Source organism: Actimicrobium sp. CCI2.3 (genome assembly GCF_035019065.1).
GTDB lineage: Bacteria > Pseudomonadota > Gammaproteobacteria > Burkholderiales > Burkholderiaceae_D > Actimicrobium.
The window spans coordinates 82,705-109,299 of record NZ_JASJWR010000003.1 but is presented as its reverse complement, the minus strand read 5'-3'; the positions used below and the strand labels follow the sequence as shown (position 1 = coordinate 109,299).

Here is a 26,595-nt window from a genome sequence, read left to right as displayed (position 1 = left end):
GTGGCCCGCATTTTACCATTGCGCAGCGAGCAGATTTGCGCTATCGCTGCGGCAAAAACGGATAACCGGCCACGGACAAGGTCCAGCCCTGCGCGCCGCCGCGCAACGTGGCCGGCGCACCCACTGGCAAGGTGACCTTGTCGACGATGTGGCCGAATGGCAGGCCGGTCAGCACCGGCATCGGCAAGGTGGCGCGCAAGCGTGCCAGCATCGAGGCGAAGCAAAACCCGTTGTCGATGTCGCTCAGGCGATAGCCCGAAAAATCACCCAGCACGATGGCGCTCTGGGTTGCCAGCACGCCCGCATGGAGCAATTGCAGCAGCATCCGCTCGACCCGGAATGGATGCTCGTTGATATCTTCAAGGAACAGGATGCCGCCCTCGATGCGTGGCAGGTAAGGCGAGCCAACCAGATGCGCGACCATCGCCAGATTGCCGCCCCACAGAATGCCAGCCGTGTTGACGGCGGGGCTGTCGTCCTGCTCCACGCGAAGGACTGTTTGAGGACTGGTCAGGCACTGCCAGAAATGCGCGTGCGTGAACGCGCTCGCCGGCTCACGCGTGAAGTCGTCGCACAGCATTGGTCCGGCAAAACTGACGGCACCGGTTTGCGTCAGCAAGCCCAACTGGAAAGCGGTGAAATCGCTATGACCGACAAAGCGCTTGCCGCTTGCCGCCAGCATTGGCCAGTCGAGTTGCGGCAGGATGCGCGACAAACCGTAACCACCGCGCAGGGAGAGCACGATCTCGACATCCGGGTCGCTGGCGGCCGCATGCAGATGCGCGATGCGCACGGCATCGCTGGCAGCGAAGCGCTCTTCCCTTTCCTCGGCAGCATAGTGGCGGATCACGCGGTAGCCCTGCTGCTGCAACCCGACGATGGCGCGCTCAATGGCGTCGGTGTCAGCGGCATACCCGCTTGGTGCAATCAGGGCGATTCCGGTTGACTCATTCACTGGCAACTCCGGTGGAAAGCGGCTTTTGGGCAAGCCGTCGTTCGGCAAAAAAATCCTTCAGCAGCGCGCTGCATTCGTCGGCCAGTACGCCACCGACCAGGCCGGTATGGTGATTCAATTTCTCTTGCCCGAACAGGTCGAGCACCGAACCGCAACAACCGGTCTTCGGATCACTCGCACCGTAGACCACACGCGCAAGCCGCGCATGCATCATCGCTCCGGCACACATCGCGCAGGGTTCCAGCGTGACAAACAATTCGCAACCGGGCAACCGGTAATTGCCCAGCAGCGTGGCACCGGCGCGCAAGGCCATGATCTCGGCATGCGCAGTCGGATCATGCGTGCCGATCGACTGGTTGAAGCCGGTCGCGACGACCTGCCCGTCTTTCACTAGAATCGCGCCGACCGGCACCTCGCCCAGGGCCCAGGCATTGTGCGCCTGGTCCATGGCGAGGCGCATGAAGACCGTGTCATCCATGGATGACTTCAGCCCAGCAATTTGGTGTTTCGTAGAGCTTGATCTTGTGCAGCGTCAGGCCGGTACCGAAATTGTCGGTATAGGTCGCCTTGAGGATATCGAAAGCGATACTGGCCAGATTCTCGACCGTTGGCACCAGCGGCAATACGACGGTCTTGTGGTCCGGCAGGCTGTCGAGGAAGGCGCGCACGGCGTCGTCCTTCTCGTAGACCAGAAAAGCGTGGTCCCAGACATCGACCAGTGCTTGCTTGGCCAGTGTCTTGACGTCCGAGAAGTCCATGATCATGCCATTGTCGGACGCGCCATCAGCGGCAACAACGCCTCCGGTGAGCGTGATTTCAAGCGTGTAGCGATGGCCGTGCAGGTTGCGGCACTGGCTCTTGTGGTCGGGGATCCGGTGGCCGGCGTCGAATTCTAGTTTGCGGGTGATGGTCAGCATGGCGTTACGGTATCTGTAAAATTTTATGGGTTTGCACGCTCAGCTTCCACTTCGGGTGGCGCTTGCAATGTTCAATGGCGCGTTCGGTATTGCGGGCAGCCGTCGGACTATCCATCGGCTGTAAATAAAAGTGTTCGAAATCCAGCGATTCATACATCAGCAGGTCTTGTCCGAGCTGCGGAATGACGACTTTCAATTCGTTGCCGCTGCGCTGGACCAGCTTGCTGCCCATCTTCGGGCTCACGCAAATCCAGTCGACTTCGGGCGGCACCGGCAAGGTCCCGTTGGTCTCGATGGCGATCATGAAACCTTGCGCGTGCAAGGCGTCGATCAGCGCGATATCAAGTTGCAGCATCGGTTCGCCGCCAGTGATGACGATGAATTTGCTGGCCGGATAATCAGCCGGCCACAGCCCGTTGACGGTGGAGGCCAATGATGCGGCATCGGCGAACTTGCCGCCCATCACACCATCGGTGCCGACAAAATCGGTATCACAGAACTGGCAAACCGCAGTGGCCCGGTCGCTCTCGCGACCACTCCAGAGATTGCACCCGGCAAAGCGGCAAAACACCGCCGGACGACCGGCATGGGTGCCCTCGCCCTGCAAGGTGTAGAAGATTTCTTTCACGCTGTACGTCACTGCACTGGCCTCGCTTTGGATCGATTCACTACTGGACTTCAAGGGCGCGCAAGTATAACCGAGTGCCCGAGATTGCATTGGGAAGGGCGGGAAGCGCAAGCGCGCCATGTTGCGATGTTAATCCGGACCGCGCTTGAACTCGTCGATCATCCACACCCAAAGTGTTTTTTCACAAACTTTTCTTATGATATTGTTCCGCAGCAAAATTAACTGGAGAATTTTTCTTCAGTGAGAAAAATCTGGAGACTGATATGAAATTGCTTTATTCGACTTTATTGCTCACCCTTCTGGCAACCGGCGCTCACGCAACGGATCGTTTGCCGATCATTGCGCCAGAAAACTATACTGCGGAACAAAAAAAGGCAGCGGATGATTTTATGACTGCGCGAAAAATGCCGGTCTTTGGTCCATTCGAGCCGTTGATGCATAGCCCGCAGGTGATGACGCTGGCCCGTTCTACTGGCGACTATCTGCGCTTCAACTCAGCACTGGGCAATATGCTCAGTGAATTGGTGATTCTGGTCACTGCACGCGAATGGTCGCAAGATTTTGAATGGAATTATCACTACCCGATTGCACTTAAAGCCGGCATCAAGGCAAGCGTTGCGGATGCAATCGGCGATGGCCGTCGTCCGACCGGCATGACCGAAGATGAAGAAATTGTCTATGATTTCTCGACTGAACTGCACAAGAACAAGCGCGTGTCCGATGCCACCTTCGCCCGAGCAGACAAGCGATTTGGCAAAAAGGGTGTGGTCGATCTGACCGGCATCAACGCGTATTACACGCTTTTGGCCATGCAGCTTAACGTGGCGCAATACGTAGCTCCGCAGTATGCAAAGAAAATGCCGCGCTTCCCGGAATAATGGATTGAACATATTGAAAAGTGACTTGCTGCGCGCGGTGGGCCGCGCAGTATTCGACGTGAGTTCGTCGTGCGTTCGACGTAAGCTGGCTTCACGACGTAATGACTTTTCCTTGGGTGATGTTCAGGGAGGAATATTTTGGGCGCAGTGTATCAGCGACAAAACCGCCGTCCAAATGACTAATCAAATTAGTCGTACTACGATGGCGGACATGTTCGATCTGGCCTTCCTGGTGACGTCATTGCCCGAAACGCAAAAAACCCCTGAAACATCAGGGGCTCGAAGACACACTGCTATCTGGCGTTGGTCCCCAACCTCATTCCCACTCAATTGTTTCCAAGGCCTGAAAACCCGCATGAATACAGGCTTTCTCTGTATGGGACATCTAATTTACCGTCATATTTACCGTCAAAAAACAAACGCTTTGACTGGCGCGGGAGATGCACTCGGTTTGTGCGGCGACTACTCTTCCACATCAATCGTCAACTATCGACAGGAGCTGGAAGTCCATCGAAGCCACTGCGTCCTACGTTTTTCCTCTCAAGGAACAAGTATAAAGCAACGATTTCTCATGACCAAACGCTATACATCGAGAGTGTTCCAAACCATGAAATCCAAGGTCAACGGCACGCCTGCGCCAACAACTCACTCTTGGTGCGTCCCATGGCGACTTTCGCCATTGAATTCTTATCGTTACATTTTACGCTGAATTCGTTTCCCCGTGGGGAGACAAGCTTGCCGCCAGATATCGTAATGTTATATTTATTGCGCATTACGTTTCTTTTAGAGGCGCAAATTGAGCACAAACTATCACTTGCAAACAAAGACGCTAGGCTCACGGGCAGCGCAACTCCTCATTGAGCTGAATGAACTGCGCCGGTCTACGTTCACTTTGGCGGATGTGGGTTCGATCACCGGCCTGTCGGCTGCTGCGGCCCGAAATCTCGTGCACAAGGCTAAACAGCGAGGCTTGGTGACGCGACTGAAGCCCGGTTTGTACAACCTCGTCCCCTTCGAACTCGGCCGGGCCACTGAGCACATCGACAGCCCGTACCTGATCGCGCGTGAACTCGCCGGTGCCGCGCCCTACTTCCTGTCGCACGGTACAGCGCTTGAACTGCACCGCATGGTGACGCAGTCGAACTTCACCGTGTATGTGTCATGTACGCGGCGCGTGCGTCCGCAGACGGTCGGCGGCTATGACTTTCGGTTTATCCACATCACTGCGGAACAAGAATTCGGGGTCACGAAGCACTGGATCGACAAGGAGCGCTTCGTGATGATCAGCGACATGGAGCGCACGATCATCGACGGGCTCCGACACCCGGCATTTGTCGGTGGCATTACCGAAGTTGCCAAGGGCTTGTGGATGAAGCGGGACGTACTGAAAGTCGAACGGCTGGTGGACTACGCACGACGCCTCGGCGTCGGCGCCGTCGTGCGACGCCTCGGCTACCTGCTGGAACACTATGGCCTAGCCGATGCGCCGGCACTGGAACCATTGCACAGCATGCTGACGGCAACGTACCAGCGCCTTGATCCACTGCTCCCCCCCGAAGGGGCATTCCTCTCACGTTGGCGGCTCCAGCTCAACGTGACTCCTGAAGAACTCGATACCGTAAGGCTTGGCTAATGATTCCACAACGCAATATTGCCCTGATCTCGAACACGCTTATGAGTGCTGGCAGGCGGCGCATTCCTTCGTTCGACTTTACTGTCCCGAGCTTTGGGACTTGAAAAGTGTCAGAAATAGCGTCATACTTCTTCCATATCAGGAGATATCGCCATGCAGACCCTCGCCAAACAAATCTTGGAACACGCCACCGGAGCGCCGGAGGGCACGCCTTTGGTCGCCAAAGAACTGTTGCACCTGGGTCGTCGTGCAGCCGTGGATCAAGTATTGTCCCGCCTTGTGCAGCGCGGCGCCCTATTGCGCGCCGGTCGCGGCATCTATGTCCTGCCCGTCGAAAGCCGCTTCGGCACCCGCGCACCGTCGGCCGTCAAGATGGTCGAAGGCTTGGCAAACCAGCGCGGGGAAACCATCGTGTCGCACGGTGCCGCCGCCGCCAACGCGCTAGGCCTGACCACGCAAGTCCCAATGCGAGCGGTCTATCTCACGTCCGGCCCCAGCCGCCGCTTGAAATTGGGTGCGCAGATGATCGAGTTCCGACACGCGCCAATTTGGCAACTGATTTTCCCTGGGCGAGCTGCAGGCGAGGTGGTGCGGGCACTGGCTTGGCTAGGCCCGGAAAAAGCCGGGGAAGCGATCCAGAAGCTGCGCGCCAAACTGCCACCGTCCGAACTTAAAGAAGTCGCTTCGGCGCGGTCGCGCCTGCCGACGTGGATGGCCCAAGAGATCAGCGCCCTGGTGGCCTATGGCTGAATTCTTCCAGCTCTCAACCGCCGAACGCCTGGAGGCGCTCGACCTCGCAGCGAACACATCGGGCCTGCTGCCCCATCTGCTGGAAAAAGACATCTGGGTGGTCTGGTCGCTGCGGCACCTCTTTGCCGGCCCTTACGCTGACCACTTGGTATTCAAGGGTGGCACGTCCTTGTCAAAGGCCTATGGCGTCATCCGGCGCTTCTCCGAAGACGTGGACCTGACTTACGACATCCGTACCATCGCCGCCGATCTGGTGGGTGAAGCGAATGCGCCGCTGCCGGTCAGCAAGAGCCAGGAGAAAAAGTGGAGCAAGGAGATTCGTGCGCGCCTGTCGGACTGGGTCGGTGCCGAGATCGTGCCGCGTCTCAAGCACGATCTTGAGGAAAACGGCTTGCCGGCAACCGTGCGGGCCGAGGGCGATAAAGTGTTCATCGACTACACACCGCTGGCCACCGGCACCGGCTATGTCGCGCCCGCCGTCATGTTGGAGTTCGGCGCCCGCTCGACTGGCGAGCCCAGCGAACCACGCGCAATCCGCTGCGATGCGGCCGCGTATCTGCAAGGGGTGGAGTTTCCCAGCGCGCTACCACAGGTGATGCGCGCCGAGCGTACCTTCTGGGAGAAGTCTACGGCGATTCACGTTTTTTGCGCGCAGGGCGAGTTTCGCGGTGGTGATCGCTTCGCGCGTCACTGGCACGACGTGACGAGGCTGGACGCTGCCGGCTTCGCCGCCGCAGCTATCGCGGACAAAGCTCTTGCACGCGCCGTTGCCGACCACAAGAGCGTGTTCTTTGCAGAAAAAAACACGCACGGCGATGCCATCGACTATCACGCAGCGGTCGCAGGTGGACTCCAGCTTGTACCTGATGACGGCGCGTTGGCTAAATTGGCTACCGACTATCAGCACATGGTCGATGACGGCTTATTCCTCGATGACGCTGAGCCATTCGAAGCACTGATGGAGCGATGCCAAGCGATCCAGCAGAGGGCCAATGCAAAACAACCACCACAATGAAATTCAATTGACATGAGATACGAAGGAGACATTGGTTTCGTTCGGCCTGTTCTATGCGTGACGAGATAGCTTTTTCGATCCAAGTCCTGAAAGAGCTACGTCCGCATAATTAAGAACTCTGCTACGCTCGTTTTCCAACCGTTCGCAGTACTCGTGCTCAATCATGAACGTCGGACAGTCGGCTTTCCCGCATTGGCACGGCTGGATGTGATTGTTTCGAAGCCCCTCATCGAAAATCACCCTGAGCCCGGTCAACGCGGTTACGCACTCCGCGAGTGCATCCTTAACGGTAACGCTCGTGAACGACTGGCGGGTTGAAATCCTCGTGATGATCGCGCCCTCCCGATCACGCCAAATACCGGTATTCAGCGCGCCAATCGTATCTCCAATCGCCTGCCTGAACGCCGGCAGGTTGCTTTCGCTGCGAATTGGCGTACTGAAGGCTGGCCTGTCGAAAAGCCGCGCAATAAGCTCCCCGGCTTCTCGCTCTGTTGTCGGATCGAGTTGCTGAACGAAGGTCCGTAAAGCAGAGGCTTCGTCCGGAAGTTCCTCGCCGCTGAAGAACCGCTGAAAGACCGAATCGGCGTGGAAGCGCAGACGTTCTTCGAATTCGGAACCGGACCACACTTCGGAAACCGTAATCCCCCTGCTCTTGGCGTGGGCTTGGCATTTTTCCTTGGTGGCAGCACTTACCGATTTACCGGCAACGACGATGACCTCATGGGGATTCTCACCAAGCCCATCCACTATTTTGTCGATGTCGGAATTTCCCTTCGTGCTCGTGAACGATTTCCAGTTTGCGCAGGCCACAACGACTGTTATCCTATTGCCGTAGTCGTCATCGCGAGTGCCTACGATGTCACGGCCGCCGTCGCTACCGGTCTGGCCGGTCCAATCGAGCGTATGCCAAGCGTACATTCTCAGGAGGGTGGCAAACACAAGACGTTCAAATTCCTGGCCGGACAAATCGGAAAAGCTGATGGGGTGAACGGTCTTGGTAAAAGTAAAGGGCATACTGGATCTCCGGTTTTAATTGTCGTGGATCTGATCGTGAACGAGCAGCACTAAGCGGTTACCTATACTGTCTAACCGATATCGTCAGGATCAGCCCCCGAGACGTACTGATCAACTTGTGGCTGCCGGCTTTGAGGTACGCTTCCGCGGAGCTGCGGAAGGTAGCGACGACAGACATTCAAACAGGCGCTCCGCATACACGAACCCCATACGGCGAACGGCTTCCTTATCGAAATAGAAGGCCCACGCCACAAGCAACGCGAGGGAGATGAGGAGCGTCAAACCGGCAGCAAGACCGGGGTCCGCGAGGTTGACTGGTGCAAAATGTGGCGGAATGACTTGCAGGGCTTTCGCGATCAGTAGCCCGTAGACGACGCCGAAGATACATGCGAGCATCCCGACCGGCTTCATCGCAACCATGTTGCGGTGAAAACCATAGGCGATGTTCTCCTTGAGCAAGAGCTGTTTGTCGCCACGCGTGAGTTCGCGAAGCCGCCTGGTAGCTCCGATATAAATATCGTCAGCCTTGGCCGGGTCTGCCATCTCCTCCTGCGCAGTCGGCATGACGATGCCCAACTTGGCCACAATAACAGCGTGATAACGCTGCTTGCTGATGCTGTCCAGGAACGTATCGCGGTGGCGCAACGCAATGGTGGTCGGCATTCCACCCCATTCTTTCACCAACGTTTCTTCCAGCTTTTTGCCTCGGCCACGCGCCACGCTGGCCAAGGCATAGATGGCACCACACCCCCCAAGCAAACCAATAACGCCAGTGAGTACAGGATGCTTCGCGCCGTAGACGCACAATAGTGGCACAAGCAACGGCAGCGCGACCAGCAGACCAGGTATCACCCGTGCTTTGCGTTCGTACGGGTCTTTGATGAGTTCGAGAATGGCTGTCATGGTGGATTAGGTTTGGGCCGTCAAAGCATCGATGTAAGGCTGAATTGCGGCGCGGTTTTTCAGAGTGATCTGCTGTGCGAGAGGGTCTGGAGCCTCGTTGGTTTGTAGACCGAGGCGCCTGAGCGTGTAGTACAGAAAAGCCTGCCGACACGGAAGTAGTACCTGCCCTTCTTCCATGCCGTAGTCCAATTCCAGAACCCGCTTCTTAGCAGGCGGCAAATCCGGATGCGGCGCAAGTACCAGTGTCAGCACCGTCTGCCATTGCGAGTCCATACTAGGATCTGCATCGCTTGACTCAAATCCCACTATATTGAGGATGCGAGCGAGCACAAAATCGCTGAAGCGCTGACGCTTGTGACAATAGGCCCGCACATGCCAACGAAAGCCGTCGTTGCCTAGTGCATGCGGCGAGAGCAGGCGTTCGGACTCATCCAAGGAAGTCATCGACTGGTAACTGACGCGGACGGCCACCTTTTCCCGTATCGCTTTGACCAGTGCCTCCACCGTCTGCTCGTTGATCGTGCGCCATGGCGAAGGCGCCCAGTCAATCTCGGGAGGCGATCCGATGAAGCTAGTAGCTGGCTCCATGATGCCTGTCTTCGTCGCAAGTAACTCCGACAAATAGCGCCGCGCCGCGCTACTCTGATAGAGCGCACGGAAGTCTTGCGTTGCGACATAGGTTTTCGAGCTTTTATCATAGGCCAAGTTTGTCGGCGCCAGCTCGGTGTACTTGGCTATGTCGAGTGAGGCTTGTGGAATCGACAGGCCAAAATATTCAGTCAGATCTATTCGGTTAATACGCCTCTCCCAGCGCAGACGAAAGTCGATGAACTGGAGCCGACGTTCTAGGCCCCAGGTCGTTCCTTTAGGAACAATAAGGTCAAGGTCGGTAGTGGGTTTCTCTTGCATGAGTTTATGGATATAAAAAGTAGACTGATCTAAAAAATAAGCGTATATTAAATATACGCGATAATTCTTTGGCCGTCTACTGGAAATACTTATGCCTACCACCCTCACCTTCTTCCCTGTCGACAACGGCGACATGACCCTCATCAAGTTCGGCGATACCGATGCCACGACGTTGCTGATCGACGTAAACATCCGACAGGACGCCGACGACCCCGACGGCGAGGCGCGCGATGTGGCCAAAGACCTGCGGGACCGGCTGAAGAAAGATGTGAACGGCCGGCCCTATGTCGATGCCTTCTTGTTGAGTCATCCGGACCAGGACCATTGTCGGGGTTTGACGCAGCACTTCCATCTTGGGCCGCTCGGCGACTACCCGGATGACAAGAAAGACTACAAGGGCAAAAAGATCGTGATTCGTGAGGTCTGGTCTTCACCCATTGTCTTTCGCCGCGCGAGCAAAACGCACACGTTGGGTGCCGACGCTACCGCGTTTAGTTCGGAGGCGCGGCGGCGCGTCAAGATGAACCGTGACAAGAGCTTCGCGGTGGGCGATGGCGACCGCATTCTGATCATGGGTGAAGACATCGACGGCAAGACCGATGACCTGAGCCCTATCTTGAAGAAAGTGGATGAAAGTTTTTCAACGATCAACGGTAAGCAGTCCGCATTCTTCTCGGCCTACCTCTTGGCCCCGCTGGATGCGCAAGACGATGAAGAAGAGGAAGAGTGTCTCGTCAAAAATCAATCTAGCGTGATTATGAATATCACACTTGCCGCCGATGCGCAGACCCCCGACGGCGCGAAATTCCTGACAGGCGGCGATGCCGAAGTATTCATTTGGAATCGCCAGTGGGCACGCCACAAGGACGAACCAGAGGTGCTTGAGTACGATCTCATGCAGGCGCCGCACCATTGCTCCTGGCATTCGCTTTCCTATGACAGTTGGTCCAAACTTGGCGAGAAAGTTCAGATCGACGCGGATGCTCGAAGTGCGCTATCGCAAACCCGAAATGGAGCGATCGTGGTGGCAAGTTGCAAACCGATTGCCGACGACGATAGCGATCCGCCGTGTATCCGTGCGAAGCGCGAGTATGTGGCGATCGTGAACGACGCGAAAGGCGCGTTTTACTGCACGGGCGAATACCCTAACGCCAAGGCGGTGGAGCCGCTCGTTTTCACCGTGACCTCCCAGGGTGTTCAGCCTCCTTCCAAAAAAGAAACCGGGTCGAAGGCTGCCGCTGTGATCACTTCGGCGCGCACGCCAATGCCGCACGGAACGCGATGACAGGTGCCGTTGCCGACGCTATCCATCAACTAAATCGGCACCGGGGACTCGCCCGAGTCAGTGAGCCGTGCTCGTCGGGCACGGCCACGGTGATCGAAGTTGACGTAGAAGTCGAATTGCCGAGCAGATGCCGCCAGGACGGCGTATCCGCCACGGGCGTTCGTGCCATCGAGACCTGTTCGCTATTTTTCGACAATGACTGCCCCCTCTCGGCACCGCGCGTCTTCCTGCGCAAGGATTTTCCGCTCAACCTGCCGCACATCAACCCTCATCGGGCTGGGCAGCTTGTTTCGCCGTGCCTGTTTGAGGGATCACTGGACGAGTTGCTGCATCGGTTTGGTCTGGACGCCATCGTCGATCAATTGATCAATTGGCTGCACCAGGCAGCGGCTGGTACGCTGATCGATCTGGAGCAGGGATGGGAGCCTACGCGCCGCGACAGTTGCCCATCAAACGTTGTATTCAGCGCGGAACGTGTCGCAGCCTCAGCGCCTGCCGACGGCTCCATCTTGTTAGTCAACGCGGGCTACGTAACAATGGACGGCGGCTTGTACGCGATCCTCAACACCGAGCTAACCGCACAGATCGATCCCGTCTTCGATCAAGTGGTCCATGATGACCAGTTGGGAAAATGGGGTCGCGGTCACGCGTCAGCTTTCATTTGTCGTGCGCCAGTAGTGCGGGGCCAGCCTCACATAGTCGGACACTATCAACCGGAGACAGTCGTTGATATCAACACGCTTCTTGAGCGGACGGCCGAACTGGGTATCGACCGGACCTCACTGGCGCAGGGTCTGGATAGCTATTACAGCCGTTCCATTTTGGATATGCAGCAAGATCCACGGACATGGACACATGGCTTGTATGCGATCGTGGTCCTTGTTGTGCAGCGACCAGTGTCGCTTGTCGGCTCACCCGGCAGGAGCACCGAGGTGCTGCCATATGTTGTTCGCTATGAATACTCCGCACAAACGCCCTTCGAACATAAGGCGACGGTACATCCTGCTTTTCACGCGCATGCGCTTTCGCCCCAGCTATTGGCCCGAACATCCGGCCTGGCATCCGCGGACACTTCGAAGCCGCTGGTGATACTCGGCTGCGGAAGCCTCGGTTCGAAGATCGCGTTACACCTCGGACGTGCTGGGTTCGGCGCGATGACGTTTGTCGACAACGAATCTATGTCACCTCACAACGCGGCACGACACGCACTTGTCGAGCCTATTTCGGTCCTAGCGCCCCCATGCAAGGTGACGCTGATGAAGACAGCGTTCGAGGCCTTGTCGCATGTCCAGACACGCGCCTTCGATGTGGATGCGGTTGCTGTCTTTGCCGATCCTGTTCAGTTCAGCAGAGCAGTTCCCCAGGATGGCGCGCTGATCGTAGATGCGACGGCATCGCTCAAGGTACTTGCATCAGAAACGTTATCGGTTGCAATGAACGAATCCGCCGCGCGCTTGGCGCGCGTGGCGCTGTATGGCCAGGGACGCTGTGCCGTGGTTCTGCTGGAGGGATGTAGCCGCTCAGGCCGTGTCGATGACCTGACCGCCTTCCTGTTCGAACACTGCCGACACGAGATTGCGCTTCGGGCGGGCGTAGCTGGGGACGGTTCCGACCCCACACGCGTATTTGTCGGGGACAACTGCCGTTCGCTGACGGCGCCAATGTCCGACGCCACCGTTTCGCGCGCGGCAGCGATGGTGGGCCTGCAACTGGAACGTTGGCTGGTGGACGGCCTTCCGGTGGAGGCCAGGCTTTGTGTCGGTGTCGTCGACGCTTCGGGCGTTGGAATGTCTTGGATCAGTACGGCACTCGGTCCCACTACCGTGCTGGACGTGGTAGACGACGGAGGCTGGAAGATTCGTGTATTGCATCCAGTGGTTCAAGCCATCCACGCTGATGCCATCCACTGGAGTCCGAAGGAAACCGGAGGCGCCTTACTTGGTCGAATCTCTCACGAGAATCGCACCATCACCATCGCTGGCATTGTCAACGCGCCGCCGGACAGCATCAGGGAGCCTGCGCGTTTCGTTCTCGGCACAGATGGTTTGGTCCATGGTTTGCGCGAGGCGCATGGAAATTCTGTTGGCTATCTCGCCTTCATCGGAACCTGGCACAGCCACCCACAAGGCGGGCCTCATTCGGGCATCGACCGTGAGACGTTGCGCAACATCGCAGAGAACGCCGGCGGCCTGCCGGCGGTATCGCTGGTCTGGACGCCCACGGGATTCACCTGCGCCGTAGACCGGTGGTAACGAAGAGCGGGATAGCCAACACTTCGCCGCACCTGCGCAAAAACCAAGTTTAAAGAAGGAGGAGCTATGCCTGGTCAGATGGTTCTGCGAATCTGGGATGTCGCCCACGGCGCGTGCGCCATGCTGACCCACCACCATGACGGTCGCGATGGCCGCATCGCGATGATTGATTCGGGAAGCACGGTTGGCTGGAATCCCAGCAACTGCATTCGCAACGGTTTGGGGCGCTCAACGCTGGACTACTTGTTCATCACGAATGCTGACCAGGATCACATGGACGACTTGCAAGGGTTACGGGACCAGAATATCGCGGTGACGACGCTGCTCCGCAACCCCAGCTACACCGGCGAAGATATGAGACGACTCAAGCGGCAGAGCGGGCCGCTCACCAACGATGCGCAGCGGTACACGTCTGCCTGCGAGGTCTACAACCAGCCCGTGACCGAACCATTCAACGCCTACATGGGCGGCATCACAGCGACCACCTTTTGGAACAACTATCCTGCTTTCCAGAGCACGAACGATCTCAGCCTGGTGATCTTCATTCAGTACGCAGGTGTGAAGATACTATTTCCCGGCGACTTGGAGAAGCCTGGCTGGAGGGCATTGCTGCAGCGTCCAGATTTTTGCGCCGAGCTGCACAACCTTGACTTCCTCGTGGCATCTCATCACGGGCGCGAGAACGGTTTCTGTCCTGAACTATTCAACTACTGCCGCCCCGATGCTGTGATCATTTCAGATAAGCCCATTGAACATGAGACTCAACAGACGGTGCCAGACTACCGCGCGGTGATAGGGCGCGGGATACCTGTCAGAACGACCAACAAGAGGAGACACGTGCTCACGACGCGGCGCGACGGCTGGATACAGATCACAGTTTTCGACAATGGTTGGTACGCGTTCGATACGGAAAAGCGAGGGTAGGTACCGAGGTCATATTTGCAGTAGCGTAAATATTGATATTTGATTTCACGCGTCCCGGCGTTGCCGCCGTCGGGCTCGCGGGCGTTGCCCCGCGCCTCGTGCCGAGTCACGGCCATTCGGCATTGATCCCTGACGCCTCCGGCCCTTTGGGCCTGCGCGCGCCGCTTGCCGTTAAGGCGGTGGAGTGTGTGGGGTGGTCTTGCTGTTCCGTTCAATGTACCACGCCGTTCTCGCCGTCAAGGGCTGCGCGTGCCCTGCACGCTGGCGTCCATGCGGCCGTCTTCGACCCCTGACTGCTTGCGCTGCGGCGTGTTCCTTCGGTTCCAGGCAATTCCGCCCGATTCGGACTGGAGCACGATCATGTTGCAACTTACTCATTCTCTCAATTCTTCCCTTCTCGTTCGCGATGTTACGGGCGACTACCGTCCTGCCAACGCCGACGAGGTGTTGCAGGCGGCGCAGCGTGTACTCGCAGGACAAATGCGCGACTGCGAAGTCCTGAACTCGCCGCAGGTGGTGCGCGACTTCCTGCGGGTGAAGCTGGGCGCGCTGGAGCACGAGGTGTTCGCCGTCATCCATCTGGATGCACAGAACCGTGTCATCGAATACGTCGAGATGTTTCGCGGTACGGTGAGCCAGACATCGGTGTATCCGCGCGAGGTGGTCAAGGAGTCCCTGGCCAGGAACAGCGCTGCGTTACTGCTGGTGCATAACCATCCGAGCGGTTCAACCCAACCGTCGCGCGCCGACGAGATGCTCACGCAGGCACTGAAGTCGGCACTGGCGCTGGTGGACGTGCGCGTGCTGGATCACTTGATCGTCGCTGGTGGCGACATCCTGTCTATGGCGGAACGCGGGCTGTTGTAGCCCGAGGGGGCATCGCCCCCTTTTTTGCTGCGTCCTTGACGTGCAGAACGGCTGCGCGCTGCGCTTGCCTCCAGGGGTCGGCTGACGCCCACCCCGCCGCGCAGGCTTGGCGCCCCACAGGACCGCCGAACAGGCTGCGCCTGATCGGCCAGCACACAACGTCGATTGCGCGCCACGCGCTTTGCCCACTTCCAGTCAGGCGTGCTTGCTGCACGCAGGGGCGCTCGCCGCGCGGCGTTGGTTTCAGCGCATCCCCTGGCCCATCGACCGCTGTTCGTCTTTCCCCAAGTTCATCGCTTTCTCCCGCGACCTTAGCCTGCGGTGCCTGGCCGTCAAGGCGCGCAGGGCCGAGTCCTCGCTGCACTGCGGGCCGCACCAACCCTGCGCTTCGTCCTTGACGGCCAATCCCTCGCAGACCCGGTTTTTCGCGGGCGATGAACTCAGGAAAGACGGCGGCAAACAGGGACCGGCCCAGGTCTCTGCGCCGAACCAACCAAAGCCACAACGGGCTCCAAATCTTGGAATCCGGTCAGCTTTGAAACCACAGCTTCAATCACAGGAGAAAGACCATGCAACTCAGTTCCCGTTTCGCTTCCCGCTCCCCCGTGCTGCGCGCCGATCATCCGCTGTCGGATGACCAAATCCGCACCGTGGCGCCGTCCATCTTTGCCGAGGACAAGCACGAAAGCCGCTCTGATCGTTACCGCTACATAGCAACCGGCGCGGTGTTGTCCGAACTGCGCAAGGAAGGATTCCAGCCCTTTATGGTTTGCCAGACCCGTGTACGCGATGAAGGCAAGCGCGAGCATACCAAGCATATGGTGCGGCTGCGCCATGCCGACCAGATCAATGGCGCGGAGGCCAACGAAATCATTTTGCTGAACTCGCACGATGGCACCAGCAGCTACCAAATGTTGGCGGGCATGTTCCGCTTCGTCTGCAAAAACGGATTGGTGTGCGGCGATACCGTGGCCGATTTGCGCATTCCGCATAAAGGCGATGTGGTCGGGCAAGTGATCGAAGGTGCGTTTGACGTGCTGGATGGATTCGACCTTGTGCGCGAACGCCGCGACGAAATGCGCGCCATTACGCTAGACCGGGGCGAAGCAGAAGTGTTTGCCCATGCGGCGCTGTCTCTCAAGTACGACGACCCGACCACGCCCGCGCCCATCACCGAATCGCAGCTATTGACGCCGCGCCGCCGCGATGATGACCGGCCCGACTTGTGGAGCGCTTATAACCGCGTACAGGAGAATTTGACGCAAGGCGGGTTGCACGGACGCACCGCCACCGGACGCAAGCACAGCACCCGGCCCATCCAAGGCATTGACCAGAACGTCAAGATCAACCGGGCTTTGTGGATGCTGGCCGAAGGCATGAAGCGGCTCAAGGCTTGACCGGCTGAATCAACGAGGGGGCGCAATGCCCCCTCGACATTGGAGGCACACGGGGCAACGGCGGACGGCCAGGCCGCCGCGCGCCCATCCGTTCCGTCTGGGCGCGCGGCGGCGGCGGTCGCTACGCGACCACTCGATGGCTGCAGGTATTCGCCATCGTTGGCATGGAGAACCAACCGCTAGGTGCCAGATGCTTCGCATTGGGTAGTTCGGCAATCCTGCCTGAATTGTCTTTGCGTCTCCCGGCATGGCCGGGCCGCGCTGTCGTGCGTGGCATCGAGCCGCCATAGCGTCTCGCCCCTCTCGGGCTTCCATCGTTCCCTCCCTGGGGTCGGCTGACGCCTGCGCACTGCGTTTGCCCTCCAGGGGATCGGCTGTGCAGCCCATCCCCGCCGCACTGTGTTTGGCGCCCCTGCAATGCCGCCGAACAGGTGGCACCTGATCGGTCAACCATCCATCTAGGCGTGCCTTTGGCACGCAGTGGCGCTTGCCGCGCGGCGTTGGTTTCAGCGCAGCCCCTGGCCCATCGGCCGCTGTTCGTCTTTCCCCAAGTCCATCGCTTTTTCCCGCGACCGTAGCCCGCAGTGCCTGGCAGTCAAGGCGCGCAGGGCCGAGTCCTCGCCTACGGCTGCGGGCCGCGCCAACCCTGCGCTTCATCCTTGACAGCCACGCCCTTGCTGGCCCGGTTTTTCGCGGGCGATGAACTCAGGAAAGACGGCGGCAAACAGGGACCGACCCAGGTCTCTGCGCCGAACCAACCAAAGCCAACACCGGGCTCCGAATCTTGGAATCCGGTCAGTTTTGAAAACCACAGGAGGCAGCGCATGCAGACATCGACACCGTGAAATCGACAACGAATTTTTCTACATCCATTTTTTTCAACGTCCCGCGAGGGATAGGAGCTATCACCATGAACACCATTACCCACCAAGAAACCCAAGCACTGCATGCGGCAGTTTTTACCCCTGCCGCCGCTACCATTGCGGCATACGACCTGCTGCTGATTCCGCTGTCGCAGTTGCGGCCTTCGAGCCGCAATGTGCGCAAGAGCGGCGGCGCGTCGATTCCCGAGCTTGCATCAAGCATTGCCCGCGTCGGTCTGCTGCAAAATCTCACTGTCACCGCATCAAGCGATGGTGAGCATTACGAAGTGGTCGCAGGCAAGCGGCGTCTGGCTGCGTTGAAGCTGCTGGCGAAGCGGCGCAAGCTTGCCAAGACCCATGAAGTGCCTTGCCTACTGGTGCCGGATGCGTCGGCACGTACCGTGAGCCTGACCGAGAACGTGCAGCGCGAAGCCATGCACCCCGGCGAGCAGTTCGAGGCGTTCGCCGCGTTGGTGGCCGAAGGTCGGCCTGTCGAAGATATTGCCGCTGATTTTGGTGTGACACCGCTTGTGGTGCAGCGCCGTTTGAAGCTGGCGAATGTCTCGCCGCGTCTGCTGGCCGACTATCGCGCCGATACTGTCACACTCGACCAGTTGATGGCGCTCGCCATCACCGACGACCACGGCGCACAGGAGGCAGCGTTCTATGACGCGCCGCAGTGGCAGCGTAGCGCGCAGGCGCTGCGCGAACACCTGACCGAACGCGAAATCGACGCCACGCGTGATGCGCTGGCGAAATTCGTCGGCATCGACGCTTACGAGGCCGCAGGCGGTGGTGTGCGGCGCGACCTTTTCTCGGACGATACACGGGGCGTGTTTCTTTCCGATGCGGCATTGCTGGATACCTTGGCGCGAGACAAACTTGCAGCCGCTGCGGACAGTGCCCGTGCGGAGGGTTGGGCATGGGTCGAAACGGTGCCGCGCATCACATCGGCGGAAATGCACGGCTTCCAGCGTGCCCGCCGTGACCGGCGCACGCCGAACAAGAGCGAGGCTAAGCGCATCGCCAAGCTGCAATCGCGGCAACAGGCCATCGACGACAAGCTGAATGCCGACGATGCCGAGGACATCGCGGAAGAAGAAGCATCTGCCCTCTACGAGGAAAGCGACAAACTTGGCGCGGAACTCGACATCATCGAGCAATCGCTGTTGGCGTTTGCACCCGAGGTGCTGACGATGGCCGGGGCTATCGTGGCTATCGATCATGCGGGCGAAATCGCCATCCATCGCGGCCTGTTGCGTGAGGCCGAGGCCAAGGCATTGCGGGCGCAGGAACGGCAAGGCATGCAAGCTGGTGGTGATAGCGAAGGCGAGGCGCAGCAACCGACCACGCCGAACATTTCCGAAAAGCTGGCGCGGCGCTTGAGCGCACACCGCACGGCGGCGCTGCAAGCGGAAGTCGCCCGCCATCCACAGGTGGCACTGGTGGCCGTGGTGCATCGCCTCGCGTTGCGTGTGGTGGTCGATGGCTACCGCTCGGACGATTCGCCGATCAACATCAGCGCTTCGCCGCAAGATGGACTTGATACATTTGCGCCGGACGTGGCGCAGTCGCCCGCCCTGATCGGCTTGCGGGAAGTGCGGCAGGCGTGGGCGGCACGGCTACCCAGTGACCCGGACGCACTGTTCGCTGAACTGCTGGCGCTGCCCCAGCCTGAACTGCTGTCGCTGCTGGCGGTATGCGTGGCTGCGACGGTGGGCGCGGTGACGCCACGCGAAGATACATTGCCTGCAACGGCATTGGCGCAGGCGGTAGGCCTCGACATGCACCCATGGTGGACACCGACCGCCGAAGGCTACTTCGTCCATGTATCAAAGGCCAAAACCATCGAGGCCGTGCAGGTTTTCGCGCCGGAGCATGTGGCGCGGCTCGCCAAGCTCAAGAAAAACGACTTGGCCAGCGAAGCGGAACGGCTGGCGGTGGGCACGGGTTGGTTGCCGGTGATGTTGCGGGCAGCGGTACAGGAGGCACCAGCAGAAACGCTCCCGGATGCTGAGACGGACGAGTCAGCAAGTGAATAAGTAAGCGAATAAGCAAGATACCCCGGCGAGTTTCCGCCGGGGTATTTTTTGCGCGTCGCGCGCGGCAGGTATGCCGCGCGCGTTTTAACAGCCGACAACCCAAACCAATTCCCAAAAACGCGCCCCGCCGCACAGGCGGGACGCCGGAGTGCGACAGCTTCGCTGCGCGCGCTTGTGCAATGACGCACCAACCCCGACGCTGCCGGGCAGCGTCGCCAGAAACGACGGCGGCTCACCGGCAGGCCGTCCACCTTGCCCAGAACCATCCACACCGCAATCGATCAAGCCCGCGCCAGTGCGCGGGAGCGTTCATCCTTGGTGATTCGGAAATGACCTTGATGATGAATGGGTGCGTGCCGGCGCAGCGCCTATGCTGAGATGCCGGAGCCATGCTGCCTTCCGGTGAGGATCGCACCCAACGGCGGCCTTGACTTGTCGTGAATCCTGGCGCGGCAGCGGCTGCGCCTCGGGCTTCATGGCTGCAACCGTCCGGCGCAACGATTTTCCCCGGCACGGTGTGCCTTCCTCACGCAACAAAATCGCCGCGCCTCCCGGTCCTCCACTGCGTTGCGGCCGCTTTGCGGTGCAGCCCGCCCGTACCTCGCCCTTTGGATCACCGACAAGGCCGCGATGGGCGCGACCTTGATTCACCGAAAGGAAATCATCATGGCAAACATCGGCATCTTTACCGCACAAAACGACAGCTTCACCGGCACGGTTCGCACCCTGACGCTCAACGTCAAGGTCAAATTCGTTCCCAACACCAAGGAGAGCGACAACGCCCCGGACTACCGCATCGTCGCCGGCAACTTCGAGATCGGCGCGGCGTGGAAGAAAGTCAGCAAGGCGGAGCGGCCCTACCTGTCGGCAACCCTGGATGACCCGTCGTTCCCGGCGACCATCTATGCCCGCCTGGTCGAAGGCGAGGTCGGCGCGCACAATCTGATCTGGTCGCGCAGCAAGGGCGACTGATCATCGCCCTTAGCGCCCCGTTCTTGCAGCGGGGCGCGTTTTTGCGTTCACCATCAGCGGCCCGCGCATCGCAGCGCGGGCCGACTCATTTGATGCACAGAATCGCTGATTGGCGGAGTACGGAATTGTGTGGAACCGCACTTCCGTATTCGTGCTTGAGCACAAAGCCGCTTCTACGGATTTTCGGTTCTGTAGTTTTACGGGGAGGCGTAAAACCGGTTCTACGTTTTCATGAGTTTTGGCAACGACACATTTCCGGTTCCACGAATCCTTGTGCGCCAGCATTGAAGTCCATCGTGCGTCCCCGGCGATGCCGGGCCACGCTGTCGTGCTGCGCATCAAGCCGCCGATGGCGTCTCGGCCCTTCGGCTTCCATCGCTGACGCCTTCGCGCCTGATGTCGCTGCGCGCTACGCTTGCCCTCCAGGGATCGGCTCGACGCCCATCCCCGCCGCGCTGTGCTTGGCACCCCTCGCAATGCGCCGAACAGGCTGCGCCTGATCGGCATGCAAGACCGCATGCGCCATCGAACCTGGTCTGATGACAATCGCTTTTCACCGCAGCGTTGCCGCCCTTCATGACGACACTGATCCTGTAGCACATGGCCGCATCACCGACCGGACAGGCAGCGCAGCTTGGCGCACGCCGCACGCCCGTCAACCCCCGGCCCGCGCCAGCTTCGCCCGTGTTGGGGGTGTGACGGCCGCGCTATGCGCGTGCGCCAGACACGCAGCGCTCCGATCGGGAGCGTCCATTCAAGGAGTTGCCATCATGAACCTCATCACCGAAACACTGCGTGCGCAATTGCTGGCCAACGGCCAGCAATCCCTCGACAACGGCGACTTCGACCCACCGCCCGTCGTCAAGCTGTTCACCCCTGACGCGAGTGCGACCTGGCTGCTCACCGAGATCGACCCGGACGACCACGACCATGCCTTCGGACTCTGCGACCTGGGGCAAGGCTTCCCGGAACTGGGCTATGTGAGTCTGGCCGAGTTGCAATCGGTGCGCGGCCGTCTTGGTCTTCCGATTGAGCGGGATCTGCACTTCGTTGCCACCAAGGCAATCAGTGCCTATGCGCAAGAAGCGCGCCGCGCGGAGCGTATCGTGACGTAACCGCCATACGGGCGCTGCCGCAGGGCAGCGCCCTTTAGTTGCCTATTTTTCGCTCTGGGCCAGGATTGGCGCTCATTTATGGTTTTCCTGCTTGAACTTGTGGTGGGCGTGCCTATTCTGGAAGACGCATCTACGGAAATCATGGTTTCCGTACTTACGTAATTGCCAATACGTGTGCCCACGGATTCGGTGGAATCCGCTATGGCAATGTGACGCATAAGCACACTTGACCATTCAGACTTTGACGCATCGGCGCGTTTGCGCAAAACTAATGTTCCGTTGAACGTAACCACTTGCGCCAGCGACCATGAAACCACTCATCACCGACGATCACCGTGTTCAACTGCTAGACAACGGCGCTGCCGCCGCGCGTGGCGAGAAGCGCGACCCGCTGCCGGTTGTCAAGCTGTTCACCCTGGACGCGCATGCGACCTGGCTCTTGACCGAACTCAGTCCCGCCGACGGCGACACCGCTTTCGGCCTGATCGACCTCGGTATAGGTGCGCCCGAACTCGGCCATGTGCGCTTATCCGTCCTGGAAGGCATTCGCGGGCCACAGAACCTGGCCGTTGTCCGCGATTTGCATTTCACGCCACGGCGGCGGCTTTCTGAGTACGCCAAACTGGCCCAGGCCGACGGATCGATCAACGACTGATCGTCCTTGCTTGCCAGCGCGATGCGGCATCACACAGCCAGACAGACCCGCACTGAGTGCGGCACCGCACAGATTGAATCGCCCAGACGGGCTATTTTGCGGAGACTCCACAGGCGTGCTATTTACGCGGGGTGCGGTGCGATTGCCCGGCATGTTGTCGGCCATCTTACCGGCTGCTGCGGGGCGGCACGCTGATCTGCGGACGGGGCACGTTTGCTGACGCAGGCTGACGATGGGACGGCCCCTTGTTCTCATCAATTGACAACCTTGTTGACTCGTAGCGGTCGAAGACCGACGTGGTCTTGCCCGCCGTATCCCCATGGCGATTAAGTTCCTTCTACCCGAGAGGAGTTTGCGCCATGGCAGATTTGAGCACGATTCACTGGCATCCCAGTGCGGCATATCTGTATGTCCTGCACCTGGACGGCCCCGCGCTGGCTTGGGAATACCTGCGGCGCAACCCGGAATACCGGCGCGCCTGGCAACGTCACCGACGCCGACCGCAGCACGATGCGCTTCACTGGGGCTTGCGCCTGCTGGAAGACCCCGCGCGCGATGCACGCGACGCGTACCCCGATTGGTTCCCTGATCCATCCTCGGTAGTCCAGGTCTATCCCGATGCCGATCCCACGGCCGATGCGCTGCTGTTCCAGCTTTGGCGCTTCCCCGGCCGCAAACACCTGATGCACGACGGCAAGCGCCTAGTGCTGACCACTCAGATCGTCAATCGCATGCTGCGCATGGCGATATCTCCCACGCTGGAAGACGGCATGGCTTACGCCTATGCCGTTCGCGCCGGTTGCAAGCTCTCCGAGCGCTGGCGCGTAATTGAAGCCGAGCTGGCGTTGCTTGACACCGCAAAGCTGCACCTCACTGCAATCGCCACCGGCCGACCGGGCCGCGCGTCAATGCTCCACATGCGCACCCTGCAGGCGCTCGATGGCACGCTGGCCGGCGCTTCGCAGCGCGGCGTGGCCGAAGTGTTGTTCGGCATCGCCGCCGTTACGGAGCGCTGGTACGACGACGGCGATCTGCGCGCCCAGGTCCGCCGCATGATCCGGCGCGGGCAAACGCTCATGGATGGTGGATACCACCGCCTACTCTAATTCGGCAAGGCTGCACAGGGACGTTCGCGCGGGGGCGCAAAACGTCCCTGCACAACACGCCTGACTTTCCGGAAACTGCTTCCATCCGGCGGCGATTGCTTCGTCGGCGATCTTGACCGATGGAGGCACATGCCATGAGACCCGAACCGCTACCGCCGCAGCACGTACCCGCAGCCACACCCACCGCCGCCCAGCAGCCGGCGCGTTACCTAACCAACAACGAAGCCGCCGAATTCCTGCGGCTGTCGCCGCGCACGCTGGAAAAGCAGCGCGTCATCGGCGGCGGGCCGCGCTTTCGCAAATTCGGTCGGCGCGTAATGTACGCCGTCATCGACCTCGAAACCTGGGCCGATGCACGCAGCTTTGAGATGACATCCGACCCCGAATATGCCGAACAACACACCGCGCGCCGTCCCGGCGCGCGGTGATCGGCGATGGACACCGTTACCAATGGCCATCGGGCGCATCGGGGACACCCCACAGCGCGAGCAACTCGAACTGTTCCATGCCTTCTCCGGCGAGCTGCCGGCACGCGACGCGCAAGACCTGATGGCCTACCCATTCTTTTCACTGGCCAAGACCAAACGCACGGTACCGATCGACTTCCGCACCAACAGCGTGACCGTGCGGGTCGAAGGCACGGCCGAGCATGGCCTGGCGACGATATGGGATGCCGACATCCTGATCTGGGCCGCCAGCCAGATCGTCGAGGCGCGCGATGCGGGGTTGCGTTCGTCACGTCTCATGGCGGCCACACCCTACGAGATTCTGCGCTTTATCGGTCGCGGCACGTCGCTGCGCGACTACCAGCGCCTCAAGGCTGCGCTGGACCGCTTGCAGTCCACCAGCGTCGCCACATCGATTCGCCAAGCCAATGCGCGGCGCCTGCACCGCTTCTCGTGGATCAACGAATGGAAGGAACGTGCGGACGGCCAAGGCCGGCCGCTGGGCATCGAGCTGATCCTGCCGGACTGGTTCTATGCCGGTGTGTTCGAAGAGAGCCTGGTGCTAACCATCGACGCCAACTACTTCCGCCTGACCGGCGGTATCGAGCGCTGGCTGTACCGCCTGGTGCGCAAACACGGCGGCTGGCAGCGCGAAGGCTGGCGCTTCGACTTCCCGCACCTGCACCGCAAGTCCGGGAGCATGGCGCGCTTTACCGACTTCGCCTACGACCTGCGTTGCATCGTGGCGCGGCAACCCTTGCCCGGTTACACGCTCGCCGTCCTGCGTCCCAGGCACGGGCCGGAGGTGCTGACCTTCCGCGCCGTGCCGTCCACGGCACCGCTGCGCCCCGGTGGCAGCTTCAATGCCGGTGCAAAGCCTGTGGACAAACGGTGAATACGCTCGTGCTATCGGGAGTGGGAATCCTCGTGCTATCAGGCGCAGTGCTGTCGTGCTATCAGGAGTGCGAACGCGTCGCAAAGCCTTGCGCAGCGCGGGTTTCGGCCTTTCCTAACTTAGGTTCTAACTTTGAATCTATAAAACTAACGATAAGAAGCCCCCGCGCGCTGTGGACAAGTCGGCGGGCAGGAGGCAGCACATCATGATCATCGCACTGTTGAACCAGAAAGGCGGGGTCGGCAAGACAACCCTCGCCACACACATCGCCGGTGAGCTGGCAACGCAAGGCAGCGCAGTAATCCTGATCGATGCCGATCCCCAAGGTTCGGCACTCGATTGGACACAGCGCCGTAGCCAGAACAATCTTCCCAGGTTGTTCGGTGCAGTCGGTCTGGCCAGGGAAACACTGCATCAGGAGGCGTCAGAACTCGCCAAGCGCTGCGATCACATCGTGATCGATGGCCCGCCCCGGATCGCCGCCCTCGCGCGCTCCGCGCTGCTCGCGGCGGACCTGGTGCTGATTCCCGTGCAACCCAGTCCTTACGACGTGTGGGCCAGCGCCGAGATGGTGTCGTTGATCCGCGAAGCGCAGGTGTTTCGGCCAGCGCTGCGCGCGGCCTTCGTCATCAACCGGCGCGTCAGCACCACAGTGATCGGACGCGAGGCACGCGGTGCGCTCGCCGATCAACCGCTACCTTCGTTGTTGTCGGAGGTTCGGCAACGCATCGTGTTCGCCGACAGCGTGGCCGCCGGCCGACTCGCCCGCGAACTCGACGCAGACAGCGTCGCCGCACGCGAGATCGCGGCGCTCGCCGCTGAAGTGTTGAGGATGGGGCGATGAAGAACAGCAAACGGGTAGCCATTGGTGCCCGTCCGCCTGCCGACCCGCATGCCGATGCATGGGTACGCCAAGGCGACGGTGCGGACATCGGCAAAGCCGATCTCTATACGGCCCGCCTGACCATCGACGTGACGCCGGCGCTACGCGCCCGCATCAAGGTTGACGCCTTTACACGCGGCATCACGGTGGCCGAGATGCTGCGCGGTCTGCTGGAACATGAATTCCCGGAGAAGCAATCATGAGTGCAATACCGCAGGTGGCCAGCAACGCGCCACCCATACCACTTCCCGTATTTTCAAACGCCACGAATAACACGCCGCTGACGCGCGTGTCCCTGGCGTTCGTCGAACGTCGGATCAACCTCTATCTGCGCTTCGGCCATCCCGTTCGTGAGCTGCGCCTGGACCGCTGGCGGCGCTGCGCGCTGTTCCTACCTGCCGCCCTGTTCTGCCGCGTGCGCTGGGAGTCCAACGACTACGGCACGACGCGCTGGCAACTCATGGTGCTGCAAACCTGCACGCCACTCGATGCGGTGCAGCGCATCGCCGGCATCCAACCTGGTGCGCGCCTGTTGCTGCACGCCGAAGGCGAACAGCAAGTGCAGTCAGTCCTGCCGCAGATCGACGCCATCGAAACGCTTGGCATCAATCCGGTAGCGGTGTCGCCTGCGTACTGGCGCACATTGGGCAACCGGTTGTCTGCGCGCCTGCCGTTGACGGCTTACACGGTCGAACGGCATGCCGCTTACCTTGCAGGCGAGGTGCTGCGATGAACGCCCGTCGCGTTGTAGTCGGGCTGCTCACCAGCCTAGGCATCGCTGCGCTTGCCTGGCCGTCGCTGCACACATCACTGGCGCGCATCGTCTACAACCCCAGCGACAGCGTACCGCCTGGCTGGTATCGCATCGGCCCGCCCGAATCGCTGCACGTCGGCAGCTTCGTGCTTGTCCGGCTTCCGGCAGACACCGCCACGCTGGCTGCGCAGCGTGGCTACCTGCCTGAGCACGTTCCGCTGCTCAAACGCATCGGCGCGATGTCACCGCAGCAGGTGTGCATCGAGAAGCGCATCGTTCGCATCGACGGCGTGGCGGTGGCCAGCGTCCATGCAACAGATGGCCGTGGCCGTCCACTGTCGGCATGGCAACAATGTCGGGGGCTTCACGATGGCGAGCTGTTCCTGCTCAGTGCAACCAATCCGGCATCGTTTGACAGCCGGTATTTCGGTCCCGTGGCTGTCTCCGCCGTGATCGGCAGCGCGCAGCCCTTATGGACGTGGTGAACATGAAACAGGCCATGAACGTGCAGCGCTGCGCACCATTCTTCGTGCAGTC

The 26,595-nt window shown here is 60.1% G+C and carries 28 protein-coding genes; 21 read left to right on the top strand and 7 right to left on the bottom strand.

The features are described from left to right. Positions 1 to 40 precede the first annotated feature (40 nt). From ldcA to queE, 4 genes are read right to left on the bottom strand one after another with little or no spacing between them, the layout of a single operon-like run. Complete coding sequence (gene ldcA / locus QN370_RS02895) at positions 41 to 955, bottom strand: muramoyltetrapeptide carboxypeptidase (RefSeq protein WP_322125634.1); 915 nt, start codon at positions 953 to 955, stop codon at positions 41 to 43. Next, complete coding sequence (gene tadA, locus QN370_RS02890; protein ID WP_322125633.1) at positions 948 to 1,433, bottom strand: tRNA adenosine(34) deaminase TadA; 486 nt, start codon at positions 1,431 to 1,433, stop codon at positions 948 to 950. Before tadA ends, ldcA begins: the two co-directional genes overlap by 8 nt. Beyond that, positions 1,426 to 1,872, bottom strand: coding sequence for a 6-carboxytetrahydropterin synthase QueD (gene queD, locus QN370_RS02885; RefSeq protein ID WP_322125632.1), 447 nt, complete (start codon positions 1,870 to 1,872; stop codon positions 1,426 to 1,428). The genes tadA and queD overlap by 8 nt, the downstream gene beginning before the upstream one ends. A gap of 4 nt (positions 1,873 to 1,876) precedes the next feature. Further along, on the bottom strand, positions 1,877 to 2,512 hold the full coding sequence (queE, locus tag QN370_RS02880; RefSeq protein WP_322125859.1) for a 7-carboxy-7-deazaguanine synthase: 636 nt from the start codon (positions 2,510 to 2,512) through the stop codon (positions 1,877 to 1,879). A 251-nt stretch (positions 2,513 to 2,763) separates the two neighbouring features. On the opposite strand from queE, the gene QN370_RS02875 reads away from it, so the two are divergent. The 5 genes from QN370_RS02875 (at position 2,764) to QN370_RS02855 (ending at position 6,776) form a co-directional block, all read left to right on the top strand. Beyond that, entirely contained in the window at positions 2,764 to 3,378 is a 615-nt protein-coding gene (locus QN370_RS02875; protein ID WP_322125631.1) for a carboxymuconolactone decarboxylase family protein, read from the top strand. 4 nt (positions 3,379 to 3,382) lie between these two features. Continuing rightward, positions 3,383 to 4,087 (top strand): hypothetical protein, encoded by a 705-nt coding sequence (locus QN370_RS02870; protein WP_322125630.1) that lies wholly within the window; start codon positions 3,383 to 3,385, stop codon positions 4,085 to 4,087. A gap of 87 nt (positions 4,088 to 4,174) precedes the next feature. Continuing rightward, positions 4,175 to 5,011 (top strand): type IV toxin-antitoxin system AbiEi family antitoxin domain-containing protein, encoded by an 837-nt coding sequence (locus tag QN370_RS02865; protein ID WP_323581665.1) that lies wholly within the window; start codon positions 4,175 to 4,177, stop codon positions 5,009 to 5,011. A 153-nt stretch (positions 5,012 to 5,164) separates the two neighbouring features. Then, a complete protein-coding gene (locus QN370_RS02860) occupies positions 5,165 to 5,761 on the top strand; it encodes a DUF6088 family protein (protein ID WP_322125628.1) in 597 nt (198 codons plus the stop codon). Then, positions 5,754 to 6,776, top strand: a complete 1,023-nt coding sequence (locus QN370_RS02855) for a nucleotidyl transferase AbiEii/AbiGii toxin family protein (RefSeq protein ID WP_322125627.1) — start codon at positions 5,754 to 5,756, stop codon at positions 6,774 to 6,776. The genes QN370_RS02860 and QN370_RS02855 overlap by 8 nt, the downstream gene beginning before the upstream one ends. A 51-nt stretch (positions 6,777 to 6,827) precedes the next feature. Here the strand turns inward: QN370_RS02855 and QN370_RS02850 are convergent, their stop codons facing one another. From QN370_RS02850 to QN370_RS02840, 3 genes are all read right to left on the bottom strand, one after another. Further along, a complete protein-coding gene (locus QN370_RS02850) occupies positions 6,828 to 7,790 on the bottom strand; it encodes a restriction endonuclease (protein ID WP_322125626.1) in 963 nt (320 codons plus the stop codon). A gap of 111 nt (positions 7,791 to 7,901) precedes the next feature. Next, positions 7,902 to 8,693, bottom strand: a complete 792-nt coding sequence (locus QN370_RS02845; protein WP_322125625.1) for a hypothetical protein — start codon at positions 8,691 to 8,693, stop codon at positions 7,902 to 7,904. Between the two features lie 6 nt (positions 8,694 to 8,699). Then, entirely contained in the window at positions 8,700 to 9,602 is a 903-nt protein-coding gene (locus QN370_RS02840) for a WYL domain-containing protein (RefSeq protein WP_322125624.1), read from the bottom strand. A gap of 91 nt (positions 9,603 to 9,693) precedes the next feature. Here QN370_RS02840 and QN370_RS02835 point away from each other — a divergent pair, with 91 nt between their 5' ends. The 16 genes from QN370_RS02835 to QN370_RS02760 all read left to right on the top strand — a co-directional run bounded on the left by QN370_RS02835 (position 9,694) and on the right by QN370_RS02760 (position 26,543). Beyond that, positions 9,694 to 10,887 (top strand): metallohydrolase, encoded by a 1,194-nt coding sequence (locus QN370_RS02835; protein ID WP_322125623.1) that lies wholly within the window; start codon positions 9,694 to 9,696, stop codon positions 10,885 to 10,887. Continuing rightward, on the top strand, positions 10,884 to 13,139 hold the full coding sequence (locus QN370_RS02830) for a Mov34/MPN/PAD-1 family protein (protein WP_322125622.1): 2,256 nt from the start codon (positions 10,884 to 10,886) through the stop codon (positions 13,137 to 13,139). Before QN370_RS02835 ends, QN370_RS02830 begins: the two co-directional genes overlap by 4 nt. A gap of 120 nt (positions 13,140 to 13,259) precedes the next feature. Beyond that, the gene (locus tag QN370_RS02825) at positions 13,260 to 14,063 is read left to right on the top strand and encodes a hypothetical protein (RefSeq protein ID WP_322125621.1); all 804 of its coding nucleotides are present in this window, start codon (positions 13,260 to 13,262) and stop codon (positions 14,061 to 14,063) included. 360 nt (positions 14,064 to 14,423) lie between these two features. Continuing rightward, the gene (gene radC / locus QN370_RS02820) at positions 14,424 to 14,930 is read left to right on the top strand and encodes a RadC family protein (RefSeq protein WP_322125620.1); all 507 of its coding nucleotides are present in this window, start codon (positions 14,424 to 14,426) and stop codon (positions 14,928 to 14,930) included. A 569-nt stretch (positions 14,931 to 15,499) separates the two neighbouring features. Then, complete coding sequence (locus QN370_RS02815; protein WP_322125619.1) at positions 15,500 to 16,327, top strand: DUF932 domain-containing protein; 828 nt, start codon at positions 15,500 to 15,502, stop codon at positions 16,325 to 16,327. Positions 16,328 to 17,237: 910 nt separating this feature from the next. Continuing rightward, positions 17,238 to 19,232 (top strand): ParB/RepB/Spo0J family partition protein, encoded by a 1,995-nt coding sequence (locus QN370_RS02810; protein WP_322125618.1) that lies wholly within the window; start codon positions 17,238 to 17,240, stop codon positions 19,230 to 19,232. A gap of 666 nt (positions 19,233 to 19,898) precedes the next feature. Beyond that, positions 19,899 to 20,204 (top strand): DUF736 domain-containing protein, encoded by a 306-nt coding sequence (locus QN370_RS02805; protein ID WP_322125617.1) that lies wholly within the window; start codon positions 19,899 to 19,901, stop codon positions 20,202 to 20,204. A gap of 770 nt (positions 20,205 to 20,974) precedes the next feature. Next, on the top strand, positions 20,975 to 21,319 hold the full coding sequence (locus tag QN370_RS02800; protein ID WP_322125616.1) for a DUF2958 domain-containing protein: 345 nt from the start codon (positions 20,975 to 20,977) through the stop codon (positions 21,317 to 21,319). Positions 21,320 to 21,626: 307 nt separating this feature from the next. After that, positions 21,627 to 21,974 (top strand): DUF2958 domain-containing protein, encoded by a 348-nt coding sequence (locus QN370_RS02795; RefSeq protein WP_322125615.1) that lies wholly within the window; start codon positions 21,627 to 21,629, stop codon positions 21,972 to 21,974. A gap of 359 nt (positions 21,975 to 22,333) precedes the next feature. Continuing rightward, positions 22,334 to 23,080, top strand: coding sequence for a DUF7011 domain-containing protein (locus QN370_RS02790; RefSeq protein ID WP_322125614.1), 747 nt, complete (start codon positions 22,334 to 22,336; stop codon positions 23,078 to 23,080). Positions 23,081 to 23,214: 134 nt separating this feature from the next. Beyond that, positions 23,215 to 23,508, top strand: coding sequence for a helix-turn-helix domain-containing protein (locus tag QN370_RS02785; RefSeq protein WP_322125613.1), 294 nt, complete (start codon positions 23,215 to 23,217; stop codon positions 23,506 to 23,508). A 22-nt stretch (positions 23,509 to 23,530) separates the two neighbouring features. Then, positions 23,531 to 24,421 carry a replication initiator protein A gene (locus tag QN370_RS02780; RefSeq protein ID WP_322125612.1) on the top strand — a complete coding sequence of 297 codons (891 nt, stop codon included), beginning with the start codon at positions 23,531 to 23,533 and terminating at the stop codon, positions 24,419 to 24,421. Positions 24,422 to 24,626: 205 nt separating this feature from the next. Then, on the top strand, positions 24,627 to 25,265 hold the full coding sequence (gene parA, locus QN370_RS02775) for a ParA family partition ATPase (RefSeq protein WP_322125611.1): 639 nt from the start codon (positions 24,627 to 24,629) through the stop codon (positions 25,263 to 25,265). Further along, entirely contained in the window at positions 25,262 to 25,507 is a 246-nt protein-coding gene (locus QN370_RS02770) for a chromosome partitioning protein ParB (RefSeq protein ID WP_322125610.1), read from the top strand. The genes parA and QN370_RS02770 overlap by 4 nt, the downstream gene beginning before the upstream one ends. Next, positions 25,504 to 26,037 (top strand): DUF2840 domain-containing protein, encoded by a 534-nt coding sequence (locus tag QN370_RS02765; protein WP_322125609.1) that lies wholly within the window; start codon positions 25,504 to 25,506, stop codon positions 26,035 to 26,037. Before QN370_RS02770 ends, QN370_RS02765 begins: the two co-directional genes overlap by 4 nt. Next, entirely contained in the window at positions 26,034 to 26,543 is a 510-nt protein-coding gene (locus QN370_RS02760; RefSeq protein ID WP_322125608.1) for a S26 family signal peptidase, read from the top strand. Before QN370_RS02765 ends, QN370_RS02760 begins: the two co-directional genes overlap by 4 nt. The last annotated feature ends 52 nt before the right edge of the window (positions 26,544 to 26,595 follow it).

Excerpts from the sequence above, each read along its gene's own strand:
- tadA (WP_322125633.1), bottom strand. The coding sequence starts at position 1,433 with ATGGATGACACGGTCTTCATGCGCCTCGCCATGGACCAGGCGCACAAT.
- queD (WP_322125632.1), bottom strand. The coding sequence starts at position 1,872 with ATGCTGACCATCACCCGCAAACTAGAATTCGACGCCGGCCACCGGATC.
- QN370_RS02875 (WP_322125631.1), top strand. The coding sequence starts at position 2,764 with ATGAAATTGCTTTATTCGACTTTATTGCTCACCCTTCTGGCAACCGGC.
- QN370_RS02860 (WP_322125628.1), top strand. The coding sequence starts at position 5,165 with ATGCAGACCCTCGCCAAACAAATCTTGGAACACGCCACCGGAGCGCCG.
- QN370_RS02855 (WP_322125627.1), top strand. The coding sequence starts at position 5,754 with ATGGCTGAATTCTTCCAGCTCTCAACCGCCGAACGCCTGGAGGCGCTC.
- QN370_RS02850 (WP_322125626.1), bottom strand. The coding sequence starts at position 7,790 with ATGCCCTTTACTTTTACCAAGACCGTTCACCCCATCAGCTTTTCCGAT.
- QN370_RS02845 (WP_322125625.1), bottom strand. The coding sequence starts at position 8,693 with ATGACAGCCATTCTCGAACTCATCAAAGACCCGTACGAACGCAAAGCA.
- QN370_RS02840 (WP_322125624.1), bottom strand. The coding sequence starts at position 9,602 with ATGCAAGAGAAACCCACTACCGACCTTGACCTTATTGTTCCTAAAGGA.
- QN370_RS02835 (WP_322125623.1), top strand. The coding sequence starts at position 9,694 with ATGCCTACCACCCTCACCTTCTTCCCTGTCGACAACGGCGACATGACC.
- QN370_RS02830 (WP_322125622.1), top strand. The coding sequence starts at position 10,884 with ATGACAGGTGCCGTTGCCGACGCTATCCATCAACTAAATCGGCACCGG.
- QN370_RS02825 (WP_322125621.1), top strand. The coding sequence starts at position 13,260 with ATGCTGACCCACCACCATGACGGTCGCGATGGCCGCATCGCGATGATT.
- radC (WP_322125620.1), top strand. The coding sequence starts at position 14,424 with ATGTTGCAACTTACTCATTCTCTCAATTCTTCCCTTCTCGTTCGCGAT.
- QN370_RS02815 (WP_322125619.1), top strand. The coding sequence starts at position 15,500 with ATGCAACTCAGTTCCCGTTTCGCTTCCCGCTCCCCCGTGCTGCGCGCC.
- QN370_RS02810 (WP_322125618.1), top strand. The coding sequence starts at position 17,238 with ATGAACACCATTACCCACCAAGAAACCCAAGCACTGCATGCGGCAGTT.
- QN370_RS02805 (WP_322125617.1), top strand. The coding sequence starts at position 19,899 with ATGGCAAACATCGGCATCTTTACCGCACAAAACGACAGCTTCACCGGC.
- QN370_RS02800 (WP_322125616.1), top strand. The coding sequence starts at position 20,975 with ATGAACCTCATCACCGAAACACTGCGTGCGCAATTGCTGGCCAACGGC.
- QN370_RS02795 (WP_322125615.1), top strand. The coding sequence starts at position 21,627 with ATGAAACCACTCATCACCGACGATCACCGTGTTCAACTGCTAGACAAC.
- QN370_RS02790 (WP_322125614.1), top strand. The coding sequence starts at position 22,334 with ATGGCAGATTTGAGCACGATTCACTGGCATCCCAGTGCGGCATATCTG.
- QN370_RS02785 (WP_322125613.1), top strand. The coding sequence starts at position 23,215 with ATGAGACCCGAACCGCTACCGCCGCAGCACGTACCCGCAGCCACACCC.
- QN370_RS02780 (WP_322125612.1), top strand. The coding sequence starts at position 23,531 with ATGGCCATCGGGCGCATCGGGGACACCCCACAGCGCGAGCAACTCGAA.
- parA (WP_322125611.1), top strand. The coding sequence starts at position 24,627 with ATGATCATCGCACTGTTGAACCAGAAAGGCGGGGTCGGCAAGACAACC.
- QN370_RS02770 (WP_322125610.1), top strand. The coding sequence starts at position 25,262 with ATGAAGAACAGCAAACGGGTAGCCATTGGTGCCCGTCCGCCTGCCGAC.
- QN370_RS02765 (WP_322125609.1), top strand. The coding sequence starts at position 25,504 with ATGAGTGCAATACCGCAGGTGGCCAGCAACGCGCCACCCATACCACTT.
- QN370_RS02760 (WP_322125608.1), top strand. The coding sequence starts at position 26,034 with ATGAACGCCCGTCGCGTTGTAGTCGGGCTGCTCACCAGCCTAGGCATC.